The 25,110-nt window shown below is 44.9% G+C and carries 19 protein-coding genes; 6 read left to right on the top strand and 13 right to left on the bottom strand.

Annotated features, from left to right (window positions below):
- Positions 1-48 precede the first annotated feature (48 nt).
- From rlmN to HU824_RS07020, 11 genes are all read right to left on the bottom strand, one after another.
- Positions 49-1,089, bottom strand: coding sequence for a 23S rRNA (adenine(2503)-C(2))-methyltransferase RlmN (gene rlmN / locus HU824_RS07065; protein ID WP_176468473.1), 1,041 nt, complete (start codon positions 1,087-1,089; stop codon positions 49-51).
- A gap of 153 nt (positions 1,090-1,242) precedes the next feature.
- On the bottom strand, positions 1,243-3,381 hold the full coding sequence (locus HU824_RS07060) for a peptidylprolyl isomerase (RefSeq protein WP_176468472.1): 2,139 nt from the start codon (positions 3,379-3,381) through the stop codon (positions 1,243-1,245).
- Between the two features lie 122 nt (positions 3,382-3,503).
- The gene (locus HU824_RS07055) at positions 3,504-4,760 is read right to left on the bottom strand and encodes a hemolysin family protein (protein WP_136010466.1); all 1,257 of its coding nucleotides are present in this window, start codon (positions 4,758-4,760) and stop codon (positions 3,504-3,506) included.
- Positions 4,761-4,764: 4 nt separating this feature from the next.
- Complete coding sequence (gene lptC, locus HU824_RS07050; RefSeq protein WP_176468471.1) at positions 4,765-5,391, bottom strand: LPS export ABC transporter periplasmic protein LptC; 627 nt, start codon at positions 5,389-5,391, stop codon at positions 4,765-4,767.
- Between the two features lie 5 nt (positions 5,392-5,396).
- The gene (locus HU824_RS07045; protein WP_176468470.1) at positions 5,397-6,719 is read right to left on the bottom strand and encodes a M48 family metallopeptidase; all 1,323 of its coding nucleotides are present in this window, start codon (positions 6,717-6,719) and stop codon (positions 5,397-5,399) included.
- Between the two features lie 45 nt (positions 6,720-6,764).
- Positions 6,765-8,027, bottom strand: a complete 1,263-nt coding sequence (locus tag HU824_RS07040) for a hypothetical protein (RefSeq protein ID WP_176468469.1) — start codon at positions 8,025-8,027, stop codon at positions 6,765-6,767.
- The gene (locus tag HU824_RS07035) at positions 8,014-8,745 is read right to left on the bottom strand and encodes a type III pantothenate kinase (RefSeq protein WP_136010470.1); all 732 of its coding nucleotides are present in this window, start codon (positions 8,743-8,745) and stop codon (positions 8,014-8,016) included. Before HU824_RS07035 ends, HU824_RS07040 begins: the two co-directional genes overlap by 14 nt.
- Positions 8,746-9,211: 466 nt before the next feature.
- On the bottom strand, positions 9,212-9,364 hold the full coding sequence (locus HU824_RS07030; protein ID WP_176468468.1) for an NAD(P)H-dependent oxidoreductase: 153 nt from the start codon (positions 9,362-9,364) through the stop codon (positions 9,212-9,214).
- Between the two features lie 4 nt (positions 9,365-9,368).
- Entirely contained in the window at positions 9,369-9,551 is a 183-nt protein-coding gene (locus tag HU824_RS19500; RefSeq protein WP_210434528.1) for a hypothetical protein, read from the bottom strand.
- The gene (locus HU824_RS19495) at positions 9,523-9,762 is read right to left on the bottom strand and encodes a flavodoxin family protein (protein WP_210434529.1); all 240 of its coding nucleotides are present in this window, start codon (positions 9,760-9,762) and stop codon (positions 9,523-9,525) included. Before HU824_RS19495 ends, HU824_RS19500 begins: the two co-directional genes overlap by 29 nt.
- A gap of 5 nt (positions 9,763-9,767) precedes the next feature.
- A complete protein-coding gene (locus HU824_RS07020) occupies positions 9,768-10,154 on the bottom strand; it encodes a nuclear transport factor 2 family protein (protein ID WP_136010471.1) in 387 nt (128 codons plus the stop codon).
- 154 nt (positions 10,155-10,308) lie between these two features.
- Between HU824_RS07020 and HU824_RS07015 the strand changes: the two genes are divergently transcribed.
- From HU824_RS07015 to HU824_RS06990, 6 genes are all read left to right on the top strand, one after another.
- Positions 10,309-10,659, top strand: coding sequence for a helix-turn-helix domain-containing protein (locus HU824_RS07015; RefSeq protein WP_168354326.1), 351 nt, complete (start codon positions 10,309-10,311; stop codon positions 10,657-10,659).
- Positions 10,660-10,916: 257 nt separating this feature from the next.
- Entirely contained in the window at positions 10,917-12,137 is a 1,221-nt protein-coding gene (locus tag HU824_RS07010) for a DUF4105 domain-containing protein (protein ID WP_176468467.1), read from the top strand.
- The gene (locus HU824_RS07005; protein WP_176468466.1) at positions 12,137-13,705 is read left to right on the top strand and encodes an alkaline phosphatase family protein; all 1,569 of its coding nucleotides are present in this window, start codon (positions 12,137-12,139) and stop codon (positions 13,703-13,705) included. Before HU824_RS07010 ends, HU824_RS07005 begins: the two co-directional genes overlap by 1 nt.
- Before the next feature lie 96 nt (positions 13,706-13,801).
- Positions 13,802-17,137, top strand: coding sequence for a preprotein translocase subunit SecA (gene secA, locus HU824_RS07000; RefSeq protein ID WP_176468465.1), 3,336 nt, complete (start codon positions 13,802-13,804; stop codon positions 17,135-17,137).
- A gap of 178 nt (positions 17,138-17,315) precedes the next feature.
- Positions 17,316-18,416 (top strand): DUF6340 family protein, encoded by a 1,101-nt coding sequence (locus HU824_RS06995; RefSeq protein WP_176468464.1) that lies wholly within the window; start codon positions 17,316-17,318, stop codon positions 18,414-18,416.
- A gap of 66 nt (positions 18,417-18,482) precedes the next feature.
- Complete coding sequence (locus HU824_RS06990) at positions 18,483-18,929, top strand: hypothetical protein (protein ID WP_176468463.1); 447 nt, start codon at positions 18,483-18,485, stop codon at positions 18,927-18,929.
- 108 nt (positions 18,930-19,037) lie between these two features.
- Here the strand turns inward: HU824_RS06990 and HU824_RS06985 are convergent, their stop codons facing one another.
- Positions 19,038-22,040: a glycosyl hydrolase family 28-related protein gene (locus HU824_RS06985; RefSeq protein WP_176468462.1), complete on the bottom strand. Its 3,003-nt coding sequence runs from the start codon at positions 22,038-22,040 to the stop codon at positions 19,038-19,040.
- Positions 22,041-22,069: 29 nt separating this feature from the next.
- Positions 22,070-25,084, bottom strand: a complete 3,015-nt coding sequence (locus tag HU824_RS06980; protein ID WP_176468461.1) for a glycosyl hydrolase family 28-related protein — start codon at positions 25,082-25,084, stop codon at positions 22,070-22,072.
- Positions 25,085-25,110: the final 26 nt, after the last annotated feature.

Genomic DNA, 25,110 nt, shown 5'->3' with positions numbered 1-25,110 from the left:
ACAAAGCTACGAAGAATACACAGTATCCTCCTTACCTAAATTAATAATTTATATTAATTCTTCTTTATTCTCCTCCTGCTTTGCAGTAGATAACATGCCACAAGCAGCAAATATATCCTCGCCACGCGACGACCGTATAGTGGTAAACAAACCGTGCGAAGTCAGATAATCACGGAACGCAGTCATGGTTTCCACATCAGCCCCTTCTAGATTCACTCCAGGTATGGCATGAAAACGAATCAGGTTAATCCTGCAGTCCAGCCCACGTAGCAGCTTCAGAAGTTCCTTTGCATACAGTAACGAGTCATTCACTCCTTTGAAAACAATATATTCAAAAGATAGTCTACGCTGTTTGCTAAAATCATAGTTTCTTAACATTTCCACAATCTCCGTGATGGAGAAAGCCTTCTCTGCCGGCATCAGTTCGCGACGTTGCAGAGGTATCGGTGAATGAAGACTGATAGCCAGATGGCAGTCCGACTCCTCAATAAAACGCTGCAAGCCTTTCTTTAATCCCACAGAAGAAAGTGTAACACGCTTGGGACTCCACGCATACCCGTAAGAAGAGGTCATTATTTCCAGCGCTTTCAAAACCTCGTCCAGATTATCAAGTGGTTCGCCCATACCCATCATTACCACATTGGTCAACTTGTCCCTTTCGGGCAAGGAATTGATTTGGTTGATAATCTGGTTGGATGTCAGATTGGCGGTAAAGCCCTGCTTGCCGGTCATACAGAACTTGCAATTCATTTTACAGCCTACCTGGGAAGAGACACAAAGCGTAGCCCGGTCTCCGTCGGGTATATAGACAGCTTCCACAAAATGTCCCTCGCCTGCCCGGTACAAGTATTTCACCGTACCGTCTAAAGAGCGCATGGCATCTACCGGTGCTTCGGCGCCTACCTCACAGATTTCTTTCAGCAATTCCCGATGTTTCAACGAAAGATTGCTCATCTCGTCTATAGAAGTCACTTTCTTGTCATACAGCCAAGAAGCTATCTGCTTGGCAGAGAAACCGGGCATTCCCAGATTCTTCACCACATTCTGCAATTCAGAGAGCGTCAAGCCCAATAGAGGTCGTTTCTGCATATCGTTTTTCATTAAAAACAAAACCCTTTCAAGATTGCAAAGGTATGAATAAAGTTGCACAAAGACAACGAAGAGTATGAAAATGAAATGTACAAACAATGAAAAAGCCGCCCGGAAGTACCGGACGGCTTTTTCAGTATGTTTTTTATATTCTTAGAAGAATAAATAACGTTGGTCTTTTACGTTGGCTTTCAGATACAAATCGCTGATGAACTGACTTGCCATACGTGCGTGCATGTTAGCTAAGGCAGTCTCTTCCGTTTCCTTGTTGAATGTTTCGTTCAGTTTCTCTTTTGCATAAGGTTGAAGAACAAACACACCACCGTTGCCTTTGATAGGAGCGCTCAGCTTGTTCACCTCGGCAATAGAAGCGTAAGCGCCTACCAGCGGTTCACTGCTACGCAATGCCGGGATATAGGCAGGAGCCGAGAAAGTGACGTGCTTTACAGAATCACTGACAGCATTTGCCATATTCTTGTACTGCTCGAACGAAGTTGCGTTGGCAGCCTTCATGTCAGCCATAATCTTCTCAGCTTTCTTGTCACGGAGAATTTCAGCTCTCAACTGGTCCTTTACCAAAGCCAGTGGACGATAACCTTCAGGAACAACACTTGCAACACCTACTACCAGCATACGGTCGCTCTCGCCACATTCGTACAAACCGGAAACTTCACCCGCTTTTGCCTCAAATACCCATTTCAAAGCATCTTTGGTACCTCTGATACCACCGATACCATGTTCTGAACTGTACAAGTCTGCTCTATCCAGCAACTTATAACCGGCATCTTCCGCATTGGCAGTCATTTTTTCTAAAGTATTGTTTGCAGCGATAAACTGGCTGAACTCATTGTATGCCTTACTGTAAGTTTCCTTACTGAATTCTACCGGACGCTTGACAACGGCTACCTTATATTTATTCTTGACGGCTTTCTTATTGGTTACTTCCAAAATGATATTTGCCTGTCCTAAAGCCAGATTAGTCAGTTCATTCTGTCCCAAAGTCGTAACAGCAGTAATATATTTCAAGTTATCGCCATCAATCTGCGCACCTTCGTAATTAGCAGAGGAAATCCAAGTAGGCTCACCGGTCTGGCCATACTTCTTGGCGATTTCCGCAAAACCGGCACCACCCTTAATAGCATTGTAGATACTGTCTGCCAAAGTCTTTGTCTTTTCCGCATCTTCAGCAACTACCTGAATCTGGCGATACTCAATAGAATCCGGCATGGAAGCAACAGCCAACTTCTTGAAAGAGTTGAGGGTATTGTCCGATACATTATAATAAGGTCCGAATACGCCACCCACTGCAACAGAATCCAGACGAGCCGTCACATCGGCAGGCAGAGATTTAGTTGTATAAAACAAATCGGTGTAAGAAGTCTCAGAACCGGTAGAACGGATGAAAGTAGTATAATCAGAAGGATTGGCAGTAAGTTGTTCGGTGTATTCCTCCATTTCCTTTTGAAGAGCAGCTCTGTCTTCCGCACTTGCAGTAACTTGTACATCAATGAACTTGATATTGCGAGTTTCCACATATTGCTTGAACAGTTCTTTCTTCTTGTCGTATGCAGCCTTCAAATCGGAATCCTTGATAACGATAGTAGAATCAACAATAGAAGAATAGGGAACTGCAGCAAGCAGCAAATCTGACTGATCCACTCTTGCATCAAAAGCATTTTGTGCTTCTACCGGATTGGAGAAAAGGGACTTTGTAATCAAAGCCTGATACTTTTCCTGAAGACGTGCCTGGATAAGAGTCTTTTCGAGGAAAGACCAGAACTTGTACATGGATTCATAGTATTCCACATATTGTGAAGGCATCTGTGCCTTATTCATTTTTGAATAGTCCACCAAGAACTTCTTCAACATATCCTTATCAAAGGCACCGGTCTGAGGATTACGGAACGGAGTCTGTTGCAACATCGGATGTACACCGGCATTAATGATGGCCTGAATCTCAGCCTTCGACACAACCAGACCAAGCTTCTTTGCTTCCTTTTCAATCAGCTTATTATTGACGTATGTTCTCCATACTTCATCTTTGATTTGGTTTGTCTGCTCATCGCTCAATGCACTGTTGCCACTGGAGAACTTGATGACTTCTGTATATTCTTCTACCAATGTCTGAAAATCCTGAGCGGAAATTGATTCCCCGTTCACTTCACCTACGTCTTGTGACTGGTGTGGCTGAAGCACTTTCCACGCATCACCTGCGATGAAAGCAAACAGCGCCAAACCAATAACAATCACCAATAAAGGTCCTTTAGACCGAATGTTTTGTAATGTTGCCATTTTAGTTAATATGATTTATTTGTTTATTATTATTTTCCTAACATGTTCATTTTAGCGCACGAAGATACAAAAAATGCTAATACGCATCCATTTATTCTTTAAAAATTTGCGCCTAAATGAAATTATTCGACAACTTTCAGTCTCACCAACTCTATTTTAGTGGCTGTCACCTTAATTATTTTGAACTGATAGTTATCTACTTCAATCACTTCATGCAGTTTCGGAAAGCTTTGATAGCGGTTCAGAATCAGACCGCCCACAGTCAGATAATCATCCGATTCCGGCAAGTCAATCCCGAAGGTTTCATTTACTTTCTCTATTTCCAGACGTGCCGAAAGCACATATTCATGTTCACCCAGCTGCTTACATACATAGGACGTATTATCATGCTCATCCTCAATATCGCCGAAAATCTCTTCCACCAAGTCCTCCAAAGAGACGATACCCGCCGTACCGCCGAATTCATCGACCACTACAGCAATGGTTTTTTTCTGCTGCATAAACAATTTCATCAGTTTATGAGCCGACATCGTTTCAGGCACAATGGGGACTTCCTTCACGTTGTTCCTCCAGTCCACCGGATTTCTGAACATCTCTGACGAATGAATATATCCCACCACATTATCTATATTTCCATCATATACTATGATTTTGGAAATACCCGACTCCACAAAAAGACATTTCAATTCTTCCAATGTAGTGGTCAGGTCTACAGCTACCACCTCTGTACGCGGCACAATACAGTCACGTATCTTTATATTCGAAAAATCAAGCGCATTTTGGAATATCTTGACCTCTGCATCCAGTTCTTCCTCGCTTTCGGCATTCTCTATACTCGACTGGATGAAGTAGTCCAAATCCACTTTACCAAAAGCCTTGGCTGACGCCTCCTTGTTTACTTTCATTCCAGACACCCGAAGGAACAGATAGGACAATCCCGATGCAAACTTTGAAATAGGAAAGAGAATGACATAACATATAAATAAAGGAATAGCGCACACCCTCAGCATCAGATTGGGATTAATTTTAAACAAAGTCTTTGGTAAAAACTCACCGGTCACCAAAATAATAAGAGTGGAAATTATAGTCTGTACCAACACCATTACGAAATGGTTGGAAATAATTCCGGCAAGGAGATTCACCTCTATGAGCTGCGCCATCAGGATACCGTAAATGACAAGTGCAATGTTGTTACCTACCAGCATGGTCGAGATGAAGTTGTTCGGATTGCGAAGGAAATAGGAAATGATACAGGAAGTGACGCCAGCCTTCCTTTCCATCTCAAAGCGCAGTTTATCTACGGAAACAAAAGCAATCTCCATCCCCGAAAAGAAGGCGGACAAAGCCATGGTTATCAATAAAAAAATAACGGTATCCATTTTATCAATTTATGGTATCAGTCTGCAAGCTGTCGGTCGCAGCAGTTTCCTCGTCAACATAAAAGATGCCCTCCGGCTTGCGAATCGTATAAACAGTCATTTGCTGATTGGATTCAAAACCATGTCCCATAATGATACGGTCAGGCTGCTCGATACGGATAAATTCATCCGAATAGATTCTTTGTGCCCGCTGGTCCCAATACAGCAACTCTGTATCAAACTGCTCACCTTTCAAATTCTGTATATGTACATTTCCCATCAGTTTCCATAATTCTTCCTTATTAAAGAAATAGGCTGTATCGGCCTTGATACTTGCCTCCACTTGGAAGATAGAGTCAAACTTCTCCAAATAAACCCCCTTTTCAAAAGCCCAGTAAGGAGGATTCTTGCGGTCAAAAACCAGCCACTCTTCCGTATTGATGCGATAACGTGTCACACCGGAATCAGACACCAGCGTAGTCACTCCGCGGGTGTCCATCACCGCCATAGAATCACGCTCGGTAATGGCATCGCCCAGTTCCTTTTTCTTTCCGGAACATGAAGAAAATAAAAGAAGCATAACCACTGCCCCAAGGACAATGGTTATGCTCACATTTTTATGATAAACAACGTTGATGAGTTGTAGCAACATGGTTTTTATCTGATAGTTGTAGATTCACCTATCCATCCGCTGATAGTAATACGGTCACCAGCTTTGTAACCCAACATAAAGAGGTCTTTAGCTTGGGGAGTGTGACGAGAATAAGTACCAATCAATTCGTTAGCACGTTCTGTTACTGAAGGATCTACTGCTTTAGCTCTCTGCAACTTGTCAATTACCACAAAGTAAGTGCACTTATTCAGAGCAGGTTCATCAGTCCAATTAGGATTGGAACCGTAAAGCTGTGCCAGCAAGATATAAGGATCACCGTAGTTTTCCTTAAAGCCGATAGCTTTTTGACAGTATGCTCTTGCCTGAGAGAGTTTCTTAGCCTGCATCAAGGCAGCAGCAGTGGCATATGCCATTTCAGCTTTCTTGTCATTATCAGTTTCCTTAATTAATGCTTCGTCAAAGTATTTCACGGCATTGTCATAGTCGCCTTTCTTATAGTACATATATGCTACACCTACAGCTGCATCGGCAGTCGGGTCAATCTGATACATGTATTCGGAAGCCTTGAAATAAACTTCACTTTCGTTACACTTCATCAACTTCAAGATATTCAATGCTTTCTTCAAGAAAGTAGAATCCGTCTTATTTTCTTCTACCTTAGGACCATAGATATTCTGCAAAGATTCACAATCAGCCACACCACTCTGCACGAACATGGCTACCAGATTGTCTTTAATAGTCTGCAGCACAGCTTTCTTCTTCTCATTCGTTTCGGCAGCAATGGCATCATCCGCATATTTGGAAGCATCAATATAATCTTGGAAGAATTGATCCGTGTGATTATCATCAGCCTTTACTTTTTCCATAGAAGTTTGCAGGAAGTAGTGAAGTATAGCACCGTCCGGGTCATTAGCAGTTCCCCGAGTCGCTTCTGTCAGCCATTTATAAGCTTGTTCCTTATCCGGATTAGGAGAAAATTGAAGATAATCAACCGCTTTTTTGCCTAATTCCTTAGACGCACTCATCGGAGTTTTCAATTTTTTATTAATTTCCGGCAAATATTGTATTTCTTGGTCGTACACTTGCATCAGTTCATCAAAATACTTTTTGTAATCTGCAGAGTTACGATCTTTTATATCACCTAAAAATGCTTTCAAAATTTTAATCGCATCTGTATAGGTGTAAAATCTCAGTGTAGGGCAATCCTTCAACACAGCCATACAAGGAGCATACGCATCCTTAAAGTTACCGGCTCTCACAGCCTCGTGAGAGATACTACTGTTCGAATTACAATTTTCAGTCTGTGCGAAAGTGCTGGTCACTCCACCCGAAAGGAGCAAGACAGCCACAAGCGTCTTAATTTTCATTGTATTTAAATTTTAGTTGTTATATTTTTGTCTATTCAATCTCCATTAATCCACTTTACGTTTGAAGAACCAACGCTCATTAAAGGTTACTCCAACACAAATACGCAAGGTATTTTCGTTCAAGAACGCTGCTTGGGTTCCTTTGGTTCGCACGTATTGTGCAGAAAGGCTCAATACGGAACGGGTTCTCGGTATGGGTAATCCAAAACCGGCAGTAACACCATATTCATCAGCGGCACGTACACCGTCTATCTTATAATAAGGTTTGGAATAATAAGCCCCCAAACGATACTTCACATGAGACAAATAACTTCTTCCCATAGGATTCGGCAAATACTCTGCACCAACGGATATTCTTCTACGGTCGCAAAACGCCTTGTCATTGTTCATATAGCTCACTTTGCTCCAATTCTGGAACATCACATCCGCTCCTACCGTCAGACGATTGTCGTACACATACGTCACACCTGCACCAAATGTTGTCGGAATGCCGCAAGCGACAATAGTGTCTTTCGTTGTCGAGGTAATTCCCGTATTGCTATTTCCTGTCTGCATAACTTCGTATGCATCGTTACTCAAATCGTGCCTCGGAGAAAAAACAACTCCTAGCGTTGCCACATGCTTTTTCCCAAACTGATGGGTGTACTGCGCTCCAAAATCCACTTTATAACTCTTTACAGCTACATTAGACTGTATTGTAATAGGAAATACACTTGAACTGGACGGAAAGGTTTCCGCAGCGGTTCTTGTTATATCCCCCCAAAGATACGAAAAATTCGCACCGACAGAAAGATTTTTAATTATTTTAAAGCCTGCGCCTAAATAAAGCTGATGCAGGCCTCCTTCCCCCGAATAGCTCACTGTAGTAGATTTGTCTGGAAATTCCGCATTCTCCCGATACTCTCCCATGTTGTATCCCACATTCGAATAAGGCAACAGCCCCACGCTTATGGCAGCCCATTTACTTGCACGAAACTGCATCGTAATGTAATCAAAACTGGAATTCTTGGCATTTCGCTTCAGAGTACCGTTACCGAGGTTTGTATTCTGCAAGGAGACTGCTCCATCAAAGATAAAAGTCAGCGAATCTATCGCCGTATAGGATGCTGGATTAACAAAGTTGGTCTGGTACTTATCTCGCAAGCCATAGGCAATACCACCCATCGCCCTGCTGTTACTTGAGCCTTGTTCAGATAACTGTCCATATCCATATCGTGTATAGGGAGAATTTGTATTATTTTGAGCAACTGACGTTCCCGCTAACATCGTGAGCAAGAGCACTAACAGTGTTTGTCTATAGCCTGTCATTATTATAGTTTAAAATTCTATTTAATCCTTTCAACACTAAAAATCTGTCTGCAAAGATGATACTTTTTAAGTTTGTATCAAAAGAAAAATCATCCCCGCCCGTTAAAAAAACCAAAAGTTCAGGATATTTATGCTTCATAGACGTAACATAACCTGAAATTTCATATTGAATACCCTTCAGCACTCCGGCGCGGATAGCCGTATCGGTATCCTTTCCCATAGACATCATACGCCCTTCAGAAGCCACCAACGGAAGCCGTCCGGTAAACTGATGAAGCGCCTTGAAACGCATCTGCAGACCGGGAGAGATATTACCGCCATGATAACGAGCAGCCGCATCAACAAATTCGTAAGTGATACAGGTACCGGCATCAATCACCAGTATATCTCTGCCGGGAAATTGCTCATTGGCTCCCACCACCGCCGCCATGCGGTCATACCCCAAAGTCTGGGGAGTTTCATAGAGATTTTCTACCGGAAGAGGAGTATTTTGATTGAGCCACAGAACGGGGGCAGCCAGACCTTCCAGCTGCGACAACACCTCTCTGCTCAAATCAATGACAGTAGCCACTATCGCTTTTTCAATCGTATATGCACGACATACTTCAGGCAACCGTCCCAACGTCCGATTGGAGTCATACACAACCTCCACGATACGTCCATCATCAAACACTGCCATCTTGGCGGTGGTATTTCCTATATCAACAATGAGATTCACCGTATTGCATAATTTTAGCGGCGCAAAGATATAACATTAATATTAAAACCCAGCAGAAACCAAATCTTTATTAGAAAGCAATCACACGAGAATCCTTATTCATTCCGTACTGAACAAGCACAATACCACCCCGACAATCTGTTGAGATTTATTGAAACCACAACACCATATTATAACTATCTGATTATCAGTATGATTAAAACACACTACATTCAGTATACGACTGAACCCTATTCAGTATACGATTGAACCTGATTCAGTATACGACTGAATCAGGTTCAATATACCACTATATCTTACACTCGTATCATTTGTAAATATAAAACATTTTCCACCTGTACTCGGCAGTTGATTGAAGACAACCAATAATGTGAATCAAGAATTACATCAGGTTCATAATTTAAAAACAAACAACCAATCTGAATAAACGACCGTCTCGCATGGCGACTATTTCCAATTCCCTCTTTTACCAATCGGATACATCCAGAATTGGCCTCTTACCAAGATACAGCATATCAGTTTCAATATCATGCTTATGCAAAGTACGAACGACCTCAGTTAATGCTGTAAAAGTACATCCGTCTTTGTGAGGGCTGCCGTTTACCAATAATGCTTTCATCGTTTCAGATGCTTTTACCTAATGAATATGCCTTTTCCAACGAAGGATGTCCAGCAATATCGCCAATCTGCATAACGCCGCCAGCATATACTTCGCCTAGATTTTCCCAGCCGAGGTGACGAAGCAAAGCATGATAGTAATGCTCTACAGGCTCAAAGTTATCCGGTGTATTGCCTTCTGCTGCCATGAGTAAAACGCAATTTCTGCAGACAAGGGCTTTTTGAATCGCGTCCACCGCCCAGACATCCCAAACAAGGATGAATGTCCATCCGTTGCAAATTGAAAACTTCCACCGTATGTCCAGCTTCTTCCGCACCTTGCTTGAAGGCTTCCACCAGTCCTATCGTATTGCCTTTCATACGTGGACTTCCGTTTAATATGACAATTCTTTTACTCATTGTTTCTATTTATTTTGTATCGTATTCGAGTTTTGATTATAGGCCTTGGCTACACATTTCCATTCACCGCCAATTTTCAGCAGAAGCAGATAGTCCGTGAAATCAATACGATTCCCCCAGCCCTCTTCAAGAACACGAACAACTGCCAGTGTTTCTTCCACCGCCACCACATCAACACGTGCCTTAAATGCCTCACCTCCACTGACAGTGTCCACGTTGTGGTAGAACTGTTCGATGGAACCGCGTTCCGGTTCTCCATCGAGAAAACCGAACAGCACAGCATCATCGGTAAATAACTCGCGTGCATATTTGCTATTGCCTTCAGCCACGCTCTTTACAAACTTCATAGCAGCTGCTTGTACTGCTTCATATTCTTTAATAGAATCTCTCATAATGCTTTTATTTTTTTATTAATCGTCTGCAAAGTTACAGGGTAATGCTGGTACAGACAAGTACCGAAAAATTATTCATATACTGAAAAATTATTCGGTGTACCATTCATTCGGAATGTTATCCGTATCTTTGTCCTCGTAAATAGGAACAATTATGTACGAAAGAAAAATACCTGTCGATTTGAGTTGTCCGCTTCGGCTGACAATGAGCCTGATAGATTCTAAGTGGAAGTCTTGCATACTGGACGAACTTCGCAATGCAGCTATGCGTCCGAGCGAATTACACAAGGCTTTACCTGAAGCCACACCACGTGTACTCGATTTACAACTAAAAGAACTGGTGGATGATGGCCTTGTAGGTAAAACCATCTACCCTGAGCTTCCACCACGCTCGGAATATTCCATTACAGAACTCGGGCAATCACTATTGCCAATCCTTGATGCCATGATTACATGGGGAGAAGCAAATCGGGATTTATTCGTCAGAAAATATGGCCAGGAATGAAATCTACAGCCGAACTGTGTTAATTTGTCGGTAGCATACAGGTGTGCAGCCAGTTCAATCAGTGCCACGTGTTAAAGATCACACTTCAGCAGGTAATGATTTGAAAACCTGACGGCTTCATACATCCGCTTTTCTTTGCATTATCCCGTTTTTTCGTATGTCCTATTTTGTCCTCGCAAACGCCTTATTAACAGGCGTTACAAAGAGTTTTCCACCTTTTATTAGCCTTTTCCAGAGATTTTCAGTAAGTTTGCGGCATGAAACGAAGCCTGCTTATACATATATATATAGTAATCTTTTTTTTCTACCTGCCTGCGGCGAATGCCCAGGTGGCGCAACAGCAAAAGACAGCCACAACAGACTCCATACGCGTCAGCCTACTGACTTGTGCTGCAGGAGGAGAAATTTATTCCCTGTTCGGACACACCGCCATACGGTACGAGAATTATACGCGTGGTATTGACGCCGTCTTCAATTACGGCATGTTCAACTTCAATGCCCCTAACTTCATCCTTCGTTTTGCCTTGGGAGAAACGGATTATCAACTAGGAGTGACCGGCTATGGACATTTCGCCGCCGAATACAACTATCTGGGACGCGACGTCTGGCAACAGACACTCAACCTGACGCAGGAAGAGAAAGAACGCCTGGCGGCACTGCTGAAAGAGAATTATCGCCCTGAAAACCGGGTGTACCGCTACAACTTCTTCTACGACAATTGCGCCACTCGCCCGCGAGACCTGATAGAGCGTGCCATCAACGGCACCCTGCACTATGCCGACAACATGACCGACTGCAATACGGGGCTCTCCTTCAGAGATTTGCTGCACGCATACAGCGAAGGGCATCCGTGGTCGCGCTTCGGCATGGACTTGTGCATGGGCAGCAAGGCAGACGAGCCCATCAGCAAACGGCTGGCCATGTTTGTCCCCTTCTACCTGCAAGCGTATTTCAACAAAGCACAGATTGCAGACAAAAAGGGGCAAAAAAGACCCTTGGTGACCCGGGAAGAGAGAATCGTAGTGACGGGAAAAACGCCTGCCGATTTCGTCAGCGAAGACATCACCCCCATGCAGGCAGCTTCATTATTACTGGTACTCACAGCAGGCATCAGCCTCTATGGCATACGAAGAGGAAAAACATTTTGGGGAACAGACCTTGTACTTTTCCTTGCGGCAGGAGTAGCCGGATGCATATTGGCCTTCCTAGTACTGTGTTCACAGCACCCGGCAGTAAGCCCCAACTACCTGCTGTTTGTGTTCCATCCGCTCCACCTGTTCTGCCTTCCATGGATGCTATATAGGGTGCAGAAAAGGAAGTCAAGCCGCTATATGCTGGCCAATTTTATTATTTTAATACTTTTTATAGGGATTTGGGCAATAATTCCACAGAGAATTCCACCAGCAGTATTACCTTTGGCACTATGTTTGCTGATACGTTCTGCAAACCACCTCATTCTGACATACAAACGAAAATAATGAAAAAAGGACTGATAACTTCCATACTCGCACTTACATTCAGCAGTATACAAGCCCAACCGTTGCCCGCTTCCCCAAAGCTGGTGGTGGCGCTGACCATTGACCAGTTGCGCACAGACTATATGGAAGCATTCTCGTCCTTATACGGAGAAAAGGGATTCAAGCGCTTACTGCGTGAAGGTAAAGTATTCCGCCAAGCAGAATTTCCCTTCTGCGGAACAGACCGGGCTTCGGCTATTGCCGCCATCTTCACCGGAACAACACCGTCTATGAACGGCATCATTGCAGAACAGTGGCTGGATGCAGGTACGTTGCGCCCCATAAACTGCGTAGAAGACCCCAACTTCATGGGCAACTATACCGACGAAAGCACTTCCCCCTCCCAATTACTGACCTCCACCATTGCCGACGAGCTGAAAGTAGCCACCCGCAACAAAGGCTTGGTCTATGCCATCGCACCTTTCCGCGATGCCGCCATATTGGGTGCAGGACACGCGGGAAACGGAGCTTTCTGGCTTAATAACAATACTGGAAAATGGTGTAGTACAACCTACTATAACGAGTTTCCGTGGTGGCTGAGTCAATACAACGACCGGAAATCTCCCGACTACCGTATCAAGGATATGGTATGGACACCCGCACTTCCCTTTACCAGCTATACATTTCTGCCCGAATGGCGCAACGAGCCCTTCAAATACAAACTGGACGGTGAACGCACAAATAAGTTCCGCCGTCTGATTACCAGCCCTTTCATCAACGAGGAAATCAACCTGCTGACCGAAGAGCTGCTGAACAAGAGTACCATCGGACAAGATGACGTGCCCGACCTACTATCTCTGACCTATTATGCTGGAAATTATAACCATCGTAGTACGCAGGAGTGTGCCATGGAAATGCAAGACACCTACGTACGACTGGACCGTAGCATAGCTTCCTTATTAGAACTCATAGAACGTAAAATCGGACTCCATAACGTACTTTTCTGCATCACCTCCACCGGCTATGCCGACCCGGAAACCGCCGACCCGGGCATATACCGGATACCGGGCGGAGAATTCCACCTGAACCGCTGTGCCGCCCTGCTGAACATGTACCTCATGGCATCCTATGGCGAGGGACAATATGTGGAAGCCTATTATAACCAACAAATCTATCTCAACCATAAACTCATTGAGAACAAGCAGTTGAGCCTGACTGAAATTCAAGAAAAGTCCGCTGAATTTCTGGTGCAGTTCAGTGGCGTGAGCGAAGTATATTCAGCCCATCGCCTGCTGCTGGGTCCCTGGTCGCCGCAAATAGAACGCATACGCAATGGATTTCATCGCAAGCGTTCCGGTGACTTGCTTATTGAAATACTCCCTGGCTGGACTGTCATGCAGGAAAATAGTACCGATAACCGTGTAGTACGTACAGCTGATATTCCTGCCCCCCTTATTTTGTTGGGAGGTGGAATGAAGGCTGAAACCATCCGTATACCTATAAGCATTGACTGCATTGCCCCTACCCTAGCAAGTGTGATGCGCATCCGTGCCCCTAATGGAAGCACGGCATCCCCCCTTGACTTTTGATTCTAAAATAATCCGTGCAAATCTGGGTAATCTGTATAGAAATCAGTAACTTTGCACGCTCAACTAACTCAGTAATAATAATAAAATAAATATATAATGGGATTTAATGAATTTTTAAGCTCGATTTTCGGCAACAAATCCACACGCGACATGAAGGAAATACAACCGTGGGTGGAGAAAATCAAAGCCGCTTACCCGGAAGTAGCCAAACTCGACAACGACGCCTTACGCGCCAAGACAGAAGAACTGAAAGCCTACATCCACGATTCGGCAACCGAACAACGCGCCAAAGTAGAAGAACTGAAAGCCAGCGTTGAAGATACCGAACTGGAAAAACGCGAAGACCTCTTCAACCAGATCGACAAAATCGAAAAAGAAATATTGGAGATTTATGAAAAAGCGCTGGACGAAGTATTACCTACAGCTTTCTCCATCGTAAAAGAAACGGCCAAACGCTTCTCTGAAAACGAAGAAGTAGTGGTTACAGCCAACGACTTCGACCGCCAACTGGCTGCCACCAAAGACTTTGTACGCATCGAAGACGATAAAGCCATCTACCGGAACCATTGGATAGCAGGTGGTAACGATACCATATGGAACATGGTACATTATGATGTACAGTTGTTCGGTGGTGTGGTTCTGCATAAAGGCAAGATTGCCGAAATGGCAACCGGTGAAGGTAAGACATTGGTAGCTACCCTGCCGGTGTTCCTCAATGCCCTGACCGGTAACGGTGTGCATGTGGTAACAGTGAACGACTATCTGGCAAAACGTGACTCTGAATGGATGGGTCCCCTTTACATGTTCCACGGTTTGAGTGTAGATTGCATAGACAAGCACCAGCCCAACTCCGATGCCCGCCGCAAAGCTTATCTGGCAGACATCACGTTCGGTACAAACAATGAATTCGGTTTCGACTACCTGCGTGATAACATGGCCATCAGCCCCAAAGACCTAGTACAGCGCCAGCATAATTATGCCATTGTCGATGAGGTGGACTCAGTATTGATTGATGATGCCCGTACTCCGCTGATTATCTCCGGACCGGTGCCCAAAGGCGACGACCAACTCTTCGAACAGCTCCGCCCGCAAGTAGAACGCCTGGTAGAAGCCCAGAAAAGACTGGCTACCCAATACCTGGCCGATGCCAAGCGCCTGATTGCATCGAACGACAAGAAAGACCAGGAAGAAGGCTTCCTCGCCTTGTATCGCAGCCACAAGTGCCTGCCCAAAAACAAGGCACTCATCAAGTTTCTCAGCGAACAGGGCATCAAGGCCGGTATGCTGAAGACCGAGGAAATCTACATGGAGCAGAACAACAAACGCATGCACGAGGTGACCGACCCGCTGTACTTCGTTATCGAAGAGAAAATGAACAGCGTGGATTTGACGGACAAGGGTGTGGACTTGATCAGCGGCAATGTAGAAGACCCCACCTTCTTCGTACTTCCTGACATCACTGCCCAACTCTCTGCGTTGGAAAACGAAACAGACCTTACAGACGAACAACGCCTTGCAAAGAAAGATGCTCTGATGACCAACTATGCCATTAAGAGCGAGCGTGTACACACCATCAACCAGCTGCTGAAGGCATACACCATGTTCGAGAAAGATGACGAATATGTGGTAATCGACGGTCAGGTGAAGATTGTGGATGAGCAGACGGGACGTATCATGGAAGGACGCCGCTACTCCGACGGCCTGCACCAAGCCATCGAAGCCAAGGAAGGCGTGAAGGTAGAAGCTGCCACGCAGACTTTTGCTACCATTACGTTGCAGAACTACTTCCGTATGTACCACAAGCTGTCCGGTATGACCGGTACGGCAGAAACAGAAGCCGGCGAGTTGTGGGACATCTACAAACTGGACGTAGTGGTTATCCCGACCAACCGCCCCATTGCCCGTAACGACATGAACGACCGCGTTTACAAGACAAAACGCGAAAAATACAAAGCTGTCATCGAAGAAATAGAGAAAATGGTAGAAGCAGGACGCCCCGTACTGGTGGGTACCACTTCCGTTGAAATATCCGAAATGCTGAGCAAGATGCTTACCATGCGTAAGATTGAGCACAGTGTCTTGAATGCCAAGCTGCATCAGAAAGAAGCGGACATTGTGGCTACCGCGGGTCTGAAATGTGCCGTAACTATTGCTACCAATATGGCCGGTCGTGGTACCGATATCAAGCTGAGTCCGGAAGTGAAGGCTGCAGGCGGTCTTGCCATCATCGGTACCGAACGCCACGAATCACGCCGTGTAGACCGTCAGTTGCGCGGCCGTGCCGGACGCCAAGGTGACCCGGGCTCTTCCGTATTCTTCATATCCTTGGAAGATGACCTAATGCGTTTGTTCTCCAGCGACCGCATTGCCAGTGTGATGGACAAACTGGGATTCAAGGAAGGGGAAATGATTGAACACGGCATGATTTCCAAATCCATTGAGCGTGCGCAAAAGAAAGTGGAGGAAAACAACTTCGGCATCCGTAAACGCCTGTTGGAATATGACGACGTGATGAATAAACAACGTACAGTAGTGTACACCAAACGCCGCCACGCTTTGATGGGCGAACGTATCGGTATGGATATCGTGAACATGATTTGGGACCGTTGTGCCAACGCCGTCGAAGCGCCCGACTACGAAAACTGCAAGATGGATGTACTCCAGACGCTTGCCATGGAAGTACCTTTCACCGAAGAGGAATTCCGTAATGAGAAGAAAGAAAAACTGGCAGACAGAACTTTTGACGCTGCCATGGAACTCTTCAAACGCAAGACAGAACGTATGGCACAGATAGCCTATCCGGTCATCAAGCAAGTATACGAAACGCAGGGATACATGTACGAAAACATACTTATCCCTATCACAGACGGAAAACGTATGTACAACATCTCCTGCAATCTGAAGAAAGCTTATGAGACAGAATGTAAGGAGGTGGTGAAGTCATTCGAGAAATCCATCTTGCTGCACGTCATCGACGAAGCATGGAAAGAAAACCTGCGTGAACTGGACGAGCTGAAACACTCCGTGCAGAATGCAAGTTACGAACAGAAAGACCCGCTGCTGATTTACAAGCTGGAATCTGTGAACTTGTTTGATACCATGGTGAATAAGATTAATAATCAGACTATTTCTATCTTGATGCGTGGACAAATCCCGGTACAGGAGGCTCCGGCTGAAGCCCCTGAGGCTCCCCAGGCTCCCCGCCAGGTAGAGGTGCGCCAGGCTGCTCCGGAACAACGTCAGGATATGAGCAAGTATCGCGAACAGAAGGTTGATTTGAACGACCCGAACCAGCAGGCCGCTGCGGCACAAGATACGCGCGAACAACCAAGACGCGAACCTATCCGTGCCGAAAAGACCGTAGGGCGCAATGACCCTTGTCCTTGCGGAAGCGGTAAGAAATACAAAAATTGCCACGGAAGGAATGCGTAAGCCAAAGCAATAAAGCTATAAAATGATAAGACGATAGGGTGATAAGATGATACCGTCAGGTATCTTTTATCACCCTATCACTTTTTCTCCCACCACATTATCACATTTTTTATTCATTCCAACTTTTGAATATTCAGCTAAAAGAGTACTTTTGCTCCAAAGAATAAAACCAAAGACCATGACCAAATATCACTATTGCCTGTTATTAATGGGGGGGCTGTTGTTAGGCGGCTGCCAGAGTGTAGAACAACTATCCATTGATTACATGCTTCCGGCAGAAGTCAGTTTCCCGGCAACCCTAAAACGTGTGGCCGTTGTCAACAACATGCCGGATATACCGGACAACAAACTCATCGTCAGTGAGGAAGAACAGAAAAAAAGCAAGAACGAGCTGGCACGTCTCACCAACTACTACAATGGAGATGCCGTCATAACCACCGAAGCCCTTGCAGAATCCCTTGCTAATGAAAATTATTTCAAGGAAGTAGTGATATGCGACTCTGCCTTACGGAGCAAAGACATTAATCCTCGCGAAAGCACATTATCAAGGAATGAGGTACTGGAACTTACACAGAATTTGGACGTGGATTTTCTGATAGCCCTGGAGAACATACAAATACGTTCCAGTCGCAAAACAAGCTATATGCCCGGCTGGGGTGTATTTCTTGGTACGGTAGACGTAAAGGTATATCCTACCGTCAGAATATATCTGCCTAACCGCAAAGGTTCTATGGTAACTGTCAACAGTAATGACAGCATTTTCTGGGAAGAGACAGGAAACAGTGAAATGTCAGCACGTTCTCGTCTCATTAGCGAAGAAGATATGGTAAAACAAGCGTCTGAATTTGCAGGAACCGTTCCGGTCAAACATCTGCTACCCTATTGGAAAACCGCTAACCGCTATCTTTTCAGTGGTGGTTCTGTCAATATGCGTGATGCAGCCATATATGCCAAAGAAGAAAACTGGGGTAAAGCCGTAGAACTCTGGCAGCAGACCTACGAAACAAAAAAAGGGAAGCAGAAAATGTATGCCGCCTATAACGCGGCTTTGGGCTACGAAATGCAAGACAGCATAGATACCGCTTTGGAATGGGCATTGAAAGCGCAAACCCTTGCCCGCGAAAAAAGCAAAACAGTCCCCCAAAATACAAGTGAAATACATGATGGAGCCATTTCCTATTATATTTTCATCAGCATGTATGTAGACGAATTGAAGAATCGAAAAGAGGGGATGGCACGCTTGAACATGCAAATGAACCGATTTGATGATGATTTTTAGTCAAATGATGCAGAGATAACCGTTTTTTTTATACCTTTGAACAACAATTAAGAAAAGAAAGTTATTATGAAACTCAGTCAATCGTCATTAGCACTTCTGGAAGAGACTCTTAAAAAAGCAATCGACAAGTACAATTGCGGTTGCAAACAGACTGTCGTTACAGACATTCATCTGCAACCAAATCTGAATTCGGGCGCACTGTCTATCTTTGACGACGAGGATAAGGAACTTGCCAATACTTCCATTGAAGAATGGATGGCCTACGAGGGAAATGGTTTCTATGAAAATGTAGAGCGTATCCTGTCCTCATTGCTCTGTAACATGAAAAATGAAGGAAAATTTGACAAGCTGACGATTCTGAAACCATTCTCTTTTGTACTGGTGGATGACGATAGAGAAACAATCGCTGAGCTGCTGCTGATGGACGATGATACCTTATTGGTTAATGAGGAATTGCTGAAAGGATTGGATGAAGAACTGGATTCTTTTCTGAAAGAACTGCTGGAAAAATAATATTCCGAACAACCCAAGAGAGAAAGATACCTTCTTATAATATAAAATTCAGCCCCTGCGATATAAAACTACCGCAGGGGCTGATTCTTTTTTACTTATGCCAGACACCTAGCGTATCTTAATCCCATAGAAAGAACTTGAGGTAGTAACAAAAAGCATATCCTTCTGCTTTCCACCGATTGCCAAGGAAATAGGGCGTTCTTCTATCTGAATACGTCTCTGTTCTTTACCATATCTGTCATAGACGAAGATTTCCCCATCAGCCACATAAACATTCCCGTCAGCATCAGTCACATTACTGTATTGACCATAAGGACATATTATTCCTTGTTTTGTCAAACGGCCATCCGCACCAACTGAAAGTCGTACAGTCGTTTTATTCATCTCATTTACAATATAAACCGGTTCTGACTGACCGGGCACTGTAACAGTCAAAGCACAAGAACGCCCCAAATCATAGGTATCCGGAATAATTGTCACGCCATCCGGAGCGACAAAACTATACTCAGGCATACTGGCAACCACCTTGTCAAAGTCACTTCTCCAACGGCTGGAAGGGTGAATGACTTTCTGTATATTCTTCATACTGGCTGTAACGACACGTGGCATAGGCTTCATCGTAGCATCCACGTTATCCGGATTAAAAGAATACCCCCAAGCACTCCAGCCACTGTTACCCCAACCACTGTACATCGGATTATCATCCGGCAAGCGCACTACCGTTTCCTGCTTGCCGTTCACCAGATAACCCGGCTGAGGGTCATAGCGGAAAATAACCAGTAGATTGTCTTGCGTATCAGTAGCCAATGTAAAAGGCTTCCAGGGATAATCGGCTATCAAAGTAATCTGCTCCGTGTCTGCCGACCATCTATAGATTTTCTTCAGACGGTTTTCACAGAAGTAGATATTTCCTTTACTGTCGATAGTAGCTCCGGAGGCTAGTTCAAAACCGGTAGCCAGCTTCACTGGCTTGTCCATGACCGTGCAGGAAGGGCGAAGGCTCTTCTCGCTACCCGAAACAGTGAGACGGGCAAAGTCCCACGAATAAACGGGCAACTTCTTATTCATATCATATATAGGAAACTCTATGACTGGTAATATCTGCGTATAATTGTGCATATTACGGAAAGTGATATTCTTGCAATCCCATATGCGGAAACCTATCCTCTTCGGCATAAAGGCACGGATTACGCGATACATCCACACATTTACCATTTCGATATTTTGACAGTTGGACATTTCTGCCATATAACAATCAGGCCCTTCACGACCTTCTTCCTCGAATTGGAAAGCATAGATTTTCCAGTTGGCCACATTATGGAAACGGGCTTCAGTACGGACATGATGCTCCAAAGACATGGCATAAATACGTCCCGGAGTCTTCGTTTCGCTAATATAAAGCCCACTGGCAGCATACGTACTGGCTGTCCAAACATCCTTAATTGTCCCGCCGCCATTGTTTGTAATCCACAAACTCCAATACTGGTTGTCCCAAGCCATATCCTTACCGGTCTCCATGACCGGAGAAGACGGAGAACTAATTCGACGCTCGCCCCTGCGGTAAGACGACTGTCCGGAAGCATTCGGAGCCGGTTTGCGCAAGGTACCGTGCCCGCCTACAAACTTCACATCATTCAAGTACGAACGCTCACCCGCCATCCATTTACAGCCGACAGCACGGTAATTATACGCACCGGTATTAATACCTATGCCATTCAGCACGTCGTCGCCGCCTTCGGAAGATTCAACCAAAGGCACAGGCATGCCGAAACCACTGAATGCAGGCTCGCTTTCCTTCAACAGAAATTGAGTCCCAAAAGGATGCAGCCCAATCAGCTTAGTACCGGGAGACAGCTTCAACGTTCTCGTCAGACGATACCACCCCTGGGGCACATAGATGTTTTTATGCAAAGAGACAGCTTTCTCAAAAACTTCCGTATCATCAGTCTCGCCATCACCTTTTGCCCCTAAGTCTCGGATATTGACCCATGTCTCCATTGCCGGAAGAACCGGAAGGTCCTTGCCAAGTGTAACCGGCAGTTTTGCCACCGGCTCTATTTCACATATTTCCCTGAAAGAAGAAGCATCATTCAAATCCTGATACACCAGACCGTAAGTAAACTCCTTGACTCTGTACATTTTTGCTTTTCCGGCAACTTTCTTTCCACTTTGAGCATAGTCCACCAGTACGGGAACATTCCTGCAATCCACATTCACCAGATTCAATTGCGAAAAAGTATTTCCCTCCACGCTTACCCTGACACCGGCTTCCGAAATATTCTCCCACAACGAATTCTCCACATGAAGGCGGTCTGCCAGATTCTCTGCCATTTCAAAGGCAACGGGCGTATTCTTCACATGCATATTGACGATGGCAAACCCCACCTCTTTTGAATAGACAGCCGCCTTTCTCTGCCCCTCAAAGTAAGTATCGACCATCATCATAGGCCATCCCGGAGAAGTCCTGGAGGAAATTATCCCATATTCACCGCCATAGAACTTGACGTCTTCCAGTTCATTGCCAACATCATACATGCCGGCTTTTCCCGAACCCATCCGAATGTCGCAATGATTGATAAATCCATGCTGGGCAAAATGCGCACGAATGGCGACGGCTTGAGGATTACCTTTGTCTATACGGAAATCCACATTGGACACCGCACTATAGAAAGTACCTGCACCAGCATCCGAAGGCTTCCTGCCCTCTTGTGCCAGCCCTCCCGTAAACCATATCATATAATTTTGAGTAGTCTGGAAACCGGGTGTATCGGCTCCCAAATAAATCACCGGCCGTTTCTTCCCATAACCAATCAGCCGAATGGATGAGGGAATTTGAATCGTCTTACTAATGCGATAATTTCCTTCCGGCAGAAACAGTATCCCAAAATTCTTTTCGCGCTTCACCTGATTGATTGCCTCTTGAAGCGCATCGGTCACGTCGGACTTTCCATCAGCCTTGAAGCCGTAATTCTCCGGGGTAAAGTAGAATGCTTCCGGATCGTCCGGTCTTTGCGTATAGGCGGAACCACCCCCTACCGCCCACCCGGACGACATATTACAGATAATCCAACAGACTATCAGCAGGTATCTCATTATTTGATAATTTCTCATTACACAGATTGTTTTAATATGGATTTTCCTTATTTAATACGTACACCAAAGAACTTGGAACGGCCTGTGACAAACAATGTATTGCCATCCTTACCGCCAAACTGTAATGTGGACGGACGTTCGGGAACACGAATCATCCCTTTCTTCTTGCCATCCTTATCAAATACATATATTTCTCCGTCAGCCACATACAAGTTCCCTTCCTTATCTACAGCAGAACCAAATTCGCCCTGCTCCACAAAATAGCTCAAGTTGGAGAGCGTGCCGTCATTGGCCACATCCATCTTCACCATTCTGCGGTCATATTCATCAGAGGTATAGAAAGGCTTTCCCGGATAGGCTTCCAGCAGGGAAGAACTACGTGACAAGTCGAAATAATGAGGAATGATAGTTTTTCCATCCGGTGCCAGGAAGCACATTTCAGGAACATAGACCGACACCGCATTGAAATCGTGGAAGTCTCTCCAACGGTTAGAAGGATAAAGAGCCTTATACACGTTCTTCACTTGACCCATCGGAACACGCGGCAACAGTTTGATGGTCTCTTCCGGATTTTCCGGGTCAATGGAGTAGACTCTCATTGTATATGCGGAATTACCATATCCGCTGAAAGAAGTACCTTTTGTATCAGGCATTACCGGCATTTCCTCCGGCTTACCATTAATCAGATATCCCGGCTGCGCATCATATCTGAACAATACCAATAGATTATCTTCTGAATCAAAAGCCAGGTTGGAGGGTTTCCACGGGAAATCTGCCAGCAGCGACAAGCTGTTTGTCTCTACCGACCACTTAAAGATACGACGCATCCGATGGTCGCAGAAGTAAATGTTACCTTTACTGTCGCGCGCAATGCCTTCGGCAAATTCCAAATCGGAAGCCAATTGGTTCACCTTACCTATTTCATTGCCTAACGGTTGCTGATGAGGTTCTTTTCCGGTTACAATCAAGCGAGAAAGTTCCCACGGGCGGATGTCAATGTCTTTGTTGACATCGAACACTGCAATGTTATTCGTATATTTAATCTGAGAATAGTTATGCAGGTTCAGAAATGCGATGTTCTCGCAATTGCGGATACGTACAGAACTGTGATACGGTTCATTGACACGGATAACGCGGAACATATACAAGTTTGCAAAGGTCACATCTTTGCAGTCGTCCATCTCTATCGGTTGGCAATCGGTACTTTCGCGGCTCTCTTCCTCGGTTTGCATGCAATACACCTTCCAGTTGGACACCTTGTTGAAACGTACTTCATTTCTTACATGATGCTCGATGGACATGGCATAGATACGCCCCGGAGTAGAAGTATTGTTGGCATAGAAACCATTGGTGGCATATGTGCTTGCTGTCCAGATGTCTTTAAAGGTGCCGCCACCGTTGTTGGTCACCCACAGACTCCAATACTGGTTGTCCCAAGCAAGATCCATGCCCGAAGCCGCTACCGGATTATCGGGAGAACTGATACGAGCCGGTCTGTTCCACCGGGCACGTGGTTCCTCAACACCCGGTTTAGGTTTCCATAAACCGCCATGCCCGCCTACAAACTTCACGTCATTCATATAAGAATCTGCATTTGCCATCCACTTCACACCTACAGCACGATAGTTATAACCGCCGGTATTGATACCAATGCCCACCAGCATATTTACACCGCCTTCCGAAGATTCCACCATCGCTTTCGGACTGCCAAAACCACTGAATGCAGCAGTACTTTCGTCCAGCCGGAACTGAGTGCCAAAAGGATGCAGGCCTATCAACTTGGTATCGGGCTTCATCTTCAAAGTTTCGGTAATGCGATACCAGCCCTGGGGCACATAGATATTATCGTACTTGTCAATAGCCTCCTGGATGGCCTTCGTATCATCCGTTTCCCCGTCTCCCTTTGCACCGAGTTCGCGCAGATTTACCCATGTTGCCATTGCAGGCAGTGCAGGGATGTCCATCAGTTGGGCAACCGGCATCTTCTGTATCGGTTCAATATCAACCAACGTTTCATATTCCGGCATATCCACCATGTCATCCATCTGCAAGCCGTGGTCGTATGACTTTACCTTATAGATTTTATGAGAAACATGGGTGGCCGTATTGCTACGGGTATATTTCGCCAAGGTCGGTACATTCTTACAATATACATTGCGAAAGGTTATCTGATTGTTGCTGTTGTTCTCGTTGGTAATCACCACTGCCGGACCACTTACATTTTCAAAATAGCTGTTTTCCAAAAATAACTTGTCGCAATAATTAGGGTCAATATCAAATACAGCCGGAACATTCTTGGCATACAGATTCACCATTGCCAAACCGGACTCCTGACAACGAAGAGCAGCTACACGTTGTCCCTCAAAATAAGAGTCGACCATCATTACCGGCCATCCGGGAGAAGCTTTTGTCGTATAAATGCCATAATCTCCCCCGTAAAAAGCAACGTTTTCCAACTCATTGCCCACATCGAACAGACCAGCCTTGCCTTTACCTATGTATACGGCCACATAACTGATAAAACTGTGTTGGGCAAAGTGTGTGCGTAGCGCCACTGCATGCGGATTACCATCTTCTATGCGCAAGTTGATATTCGACATGGCACTGTAGAACGTACTGGCACCGGCATCACAGGGTTTCTCACCTTCCTTGACAACGGCTCCCGTAAACCAGAACATGTATTTAGCTTTTCCTTTATCATCAGCTACTTCCTCCTGAAAACCCGGAGAATTCTTAGCCAGAATAAATTCCGGGCGATTCTTTCCATAGCCAATCAAACGAATAGCCGTAGGAATATAAATGGTCTTGCTGATTTTATATTTACCTTCAGGGATAAAAAGGATTCCGAAATTCTTTTCTTTCTTCACTTGATTAATCGCTGCCTGCAAAGCATCCGATACATCCATCTTTCCATCCGCCTTTATAGGATAGTTCTCGGAAGTGAAATAAAAAGCTTCGGAGTCATTGGGTTTTAGAGGATAAATCGAATTCAATTGTACAGCATACAACTGAGTACATATCATCCCCAGCAAAATTAAAATAATCGTGTTCAATTTCTTCATGGTCTTATTTTTAATGTATGGATAAA

The organism is Bacteroides sp. L10-4 (genome assembly GCF_013373675.1).
Lineage (GTDB): Bacteria > Bacteroidota > Bacteroidia > Bacteroidales > Bacteroidaceae > Bacteroides > Bacteroides muris.
This window is presented reverse-complemented; position numbering and strand designations above follow the sequence as displayed.

Coding starts and splice junctions, on each gene's coding strand:
- rlmN (WP_176468473.1), bottom strand. CDS start 1,089: ATGCAGAAACGACCTCTATTGGGCTTGACGCTCTCTGAATTGCAGAAT.
- HU824_RS07060 (WP_176468472.1), bottom strand. CDS start 3,381: ATGGCAACATTACAAAACATTCGGTCTAAAGGACCTTTATTGGTGATT.
- HU824_RS07055 (WP_136010466.1), bottom strand. CDS start 4,760: ATGGATACCGTTATTTTTTTATTGATAACCATGGCTTTGTCCGCCTTC.
- lptC (WP_176468471.1), bottom strand. CDS start 5,391: ATGTTGCTACAACTCATCAACGTTGTTTATCATAAAAATGTGAGCATA.
- HU824_RS07045 (WP_176468470.1), bottom strand. CDS start 6,719: ATGAAAATTAAGACGCTTGTGGCTGTCTTGCTCCTTTCGGGTGGAGTG.
- HU824_RS07040 (WP_176468469.1), bottom strand. CDS start 8,027: ATGACAGGCTATAGACAAACACTGTTAGTGCTCTTGCTCACGATGTTA.
- HU824_RS07030 (WP_176468468.1), bottom strand. CDS start 9,364: ATGAAAGCATTATTGGTAAACGGCAGCCCTCACAAAGACGGATGTACT.
- HU824_RS19500 (WP_210434528.1), bottom strand. CDS start 9,551: ATGGCAGCAGAAGGCAATACACCGGATAACTTTGAGCCTGTAGAGCAT.
- HU824_RS19495 (WP_210434529.1), bottom strand. CDS start 9,762: ATGAGTAAAAGAATTGTCATATTAAACGGAAGTCCACGTATGAAAGGC.
- HU824_RS07020 (WP_136010471.1), bottom strand. CDS start 10,154: ATGAGAGATTCTATTAAAGAATATGAAGCAGTACAAGCAGCTGCTATG.
- HU824_RS07015 (WP_168354326.1), top strand. CDS start 10,309: ATGTACGAAAGAAAAATACCTGTCGATTTGAGTTGTCCGCTTCGGCTG.
- HU824_RS07010 (WP_176468467.1), top strand. CDS start 10,917: ATGAAACGAAGCCTGCTTATACATATATATATAGTAATCTTTTTTTTC.
- HU824_RS07005 (WP_176468466.1), top strand. CDS start 12,137: ATGAAAAAAGGACTGATAACTTCCATACTCGCACTTACATTCAGCAGT.
- secA (WP_176468465.1), top strand. CDS start 13,802: ATGGGATTTAATGAATTTTTAAGCTCGATTTTCGGCAACAAATCCACA.
- HU824_RS06995 (WP_176468464.1), top strand. CDS start 17,316: ATGACCAAATATCACTATTGCCTGTTATTAATGGGGGGGCTGTTGTTA.
- HU824_RS06990 (WP_176468463.1), top strand. CDS start 18,483: ATGAAACTCAGTCAATCGTCATTAGCACTTCTGGAAGAGACTCTTAAA.
- HU824_RS06985 (WP_176468462.1), bottom strand. CDS start 22,040: ATGAGAAATTATCAAATAATGAGATACCTGCTGATAGTCTGTTGGATT.
- HU824_RS06980 (WP_176468461.1), bottom strand. CDS start 25,084: ATGAAGAAATTGAACACGATTATTTTAATTTTGCTGGGGATGATATGT.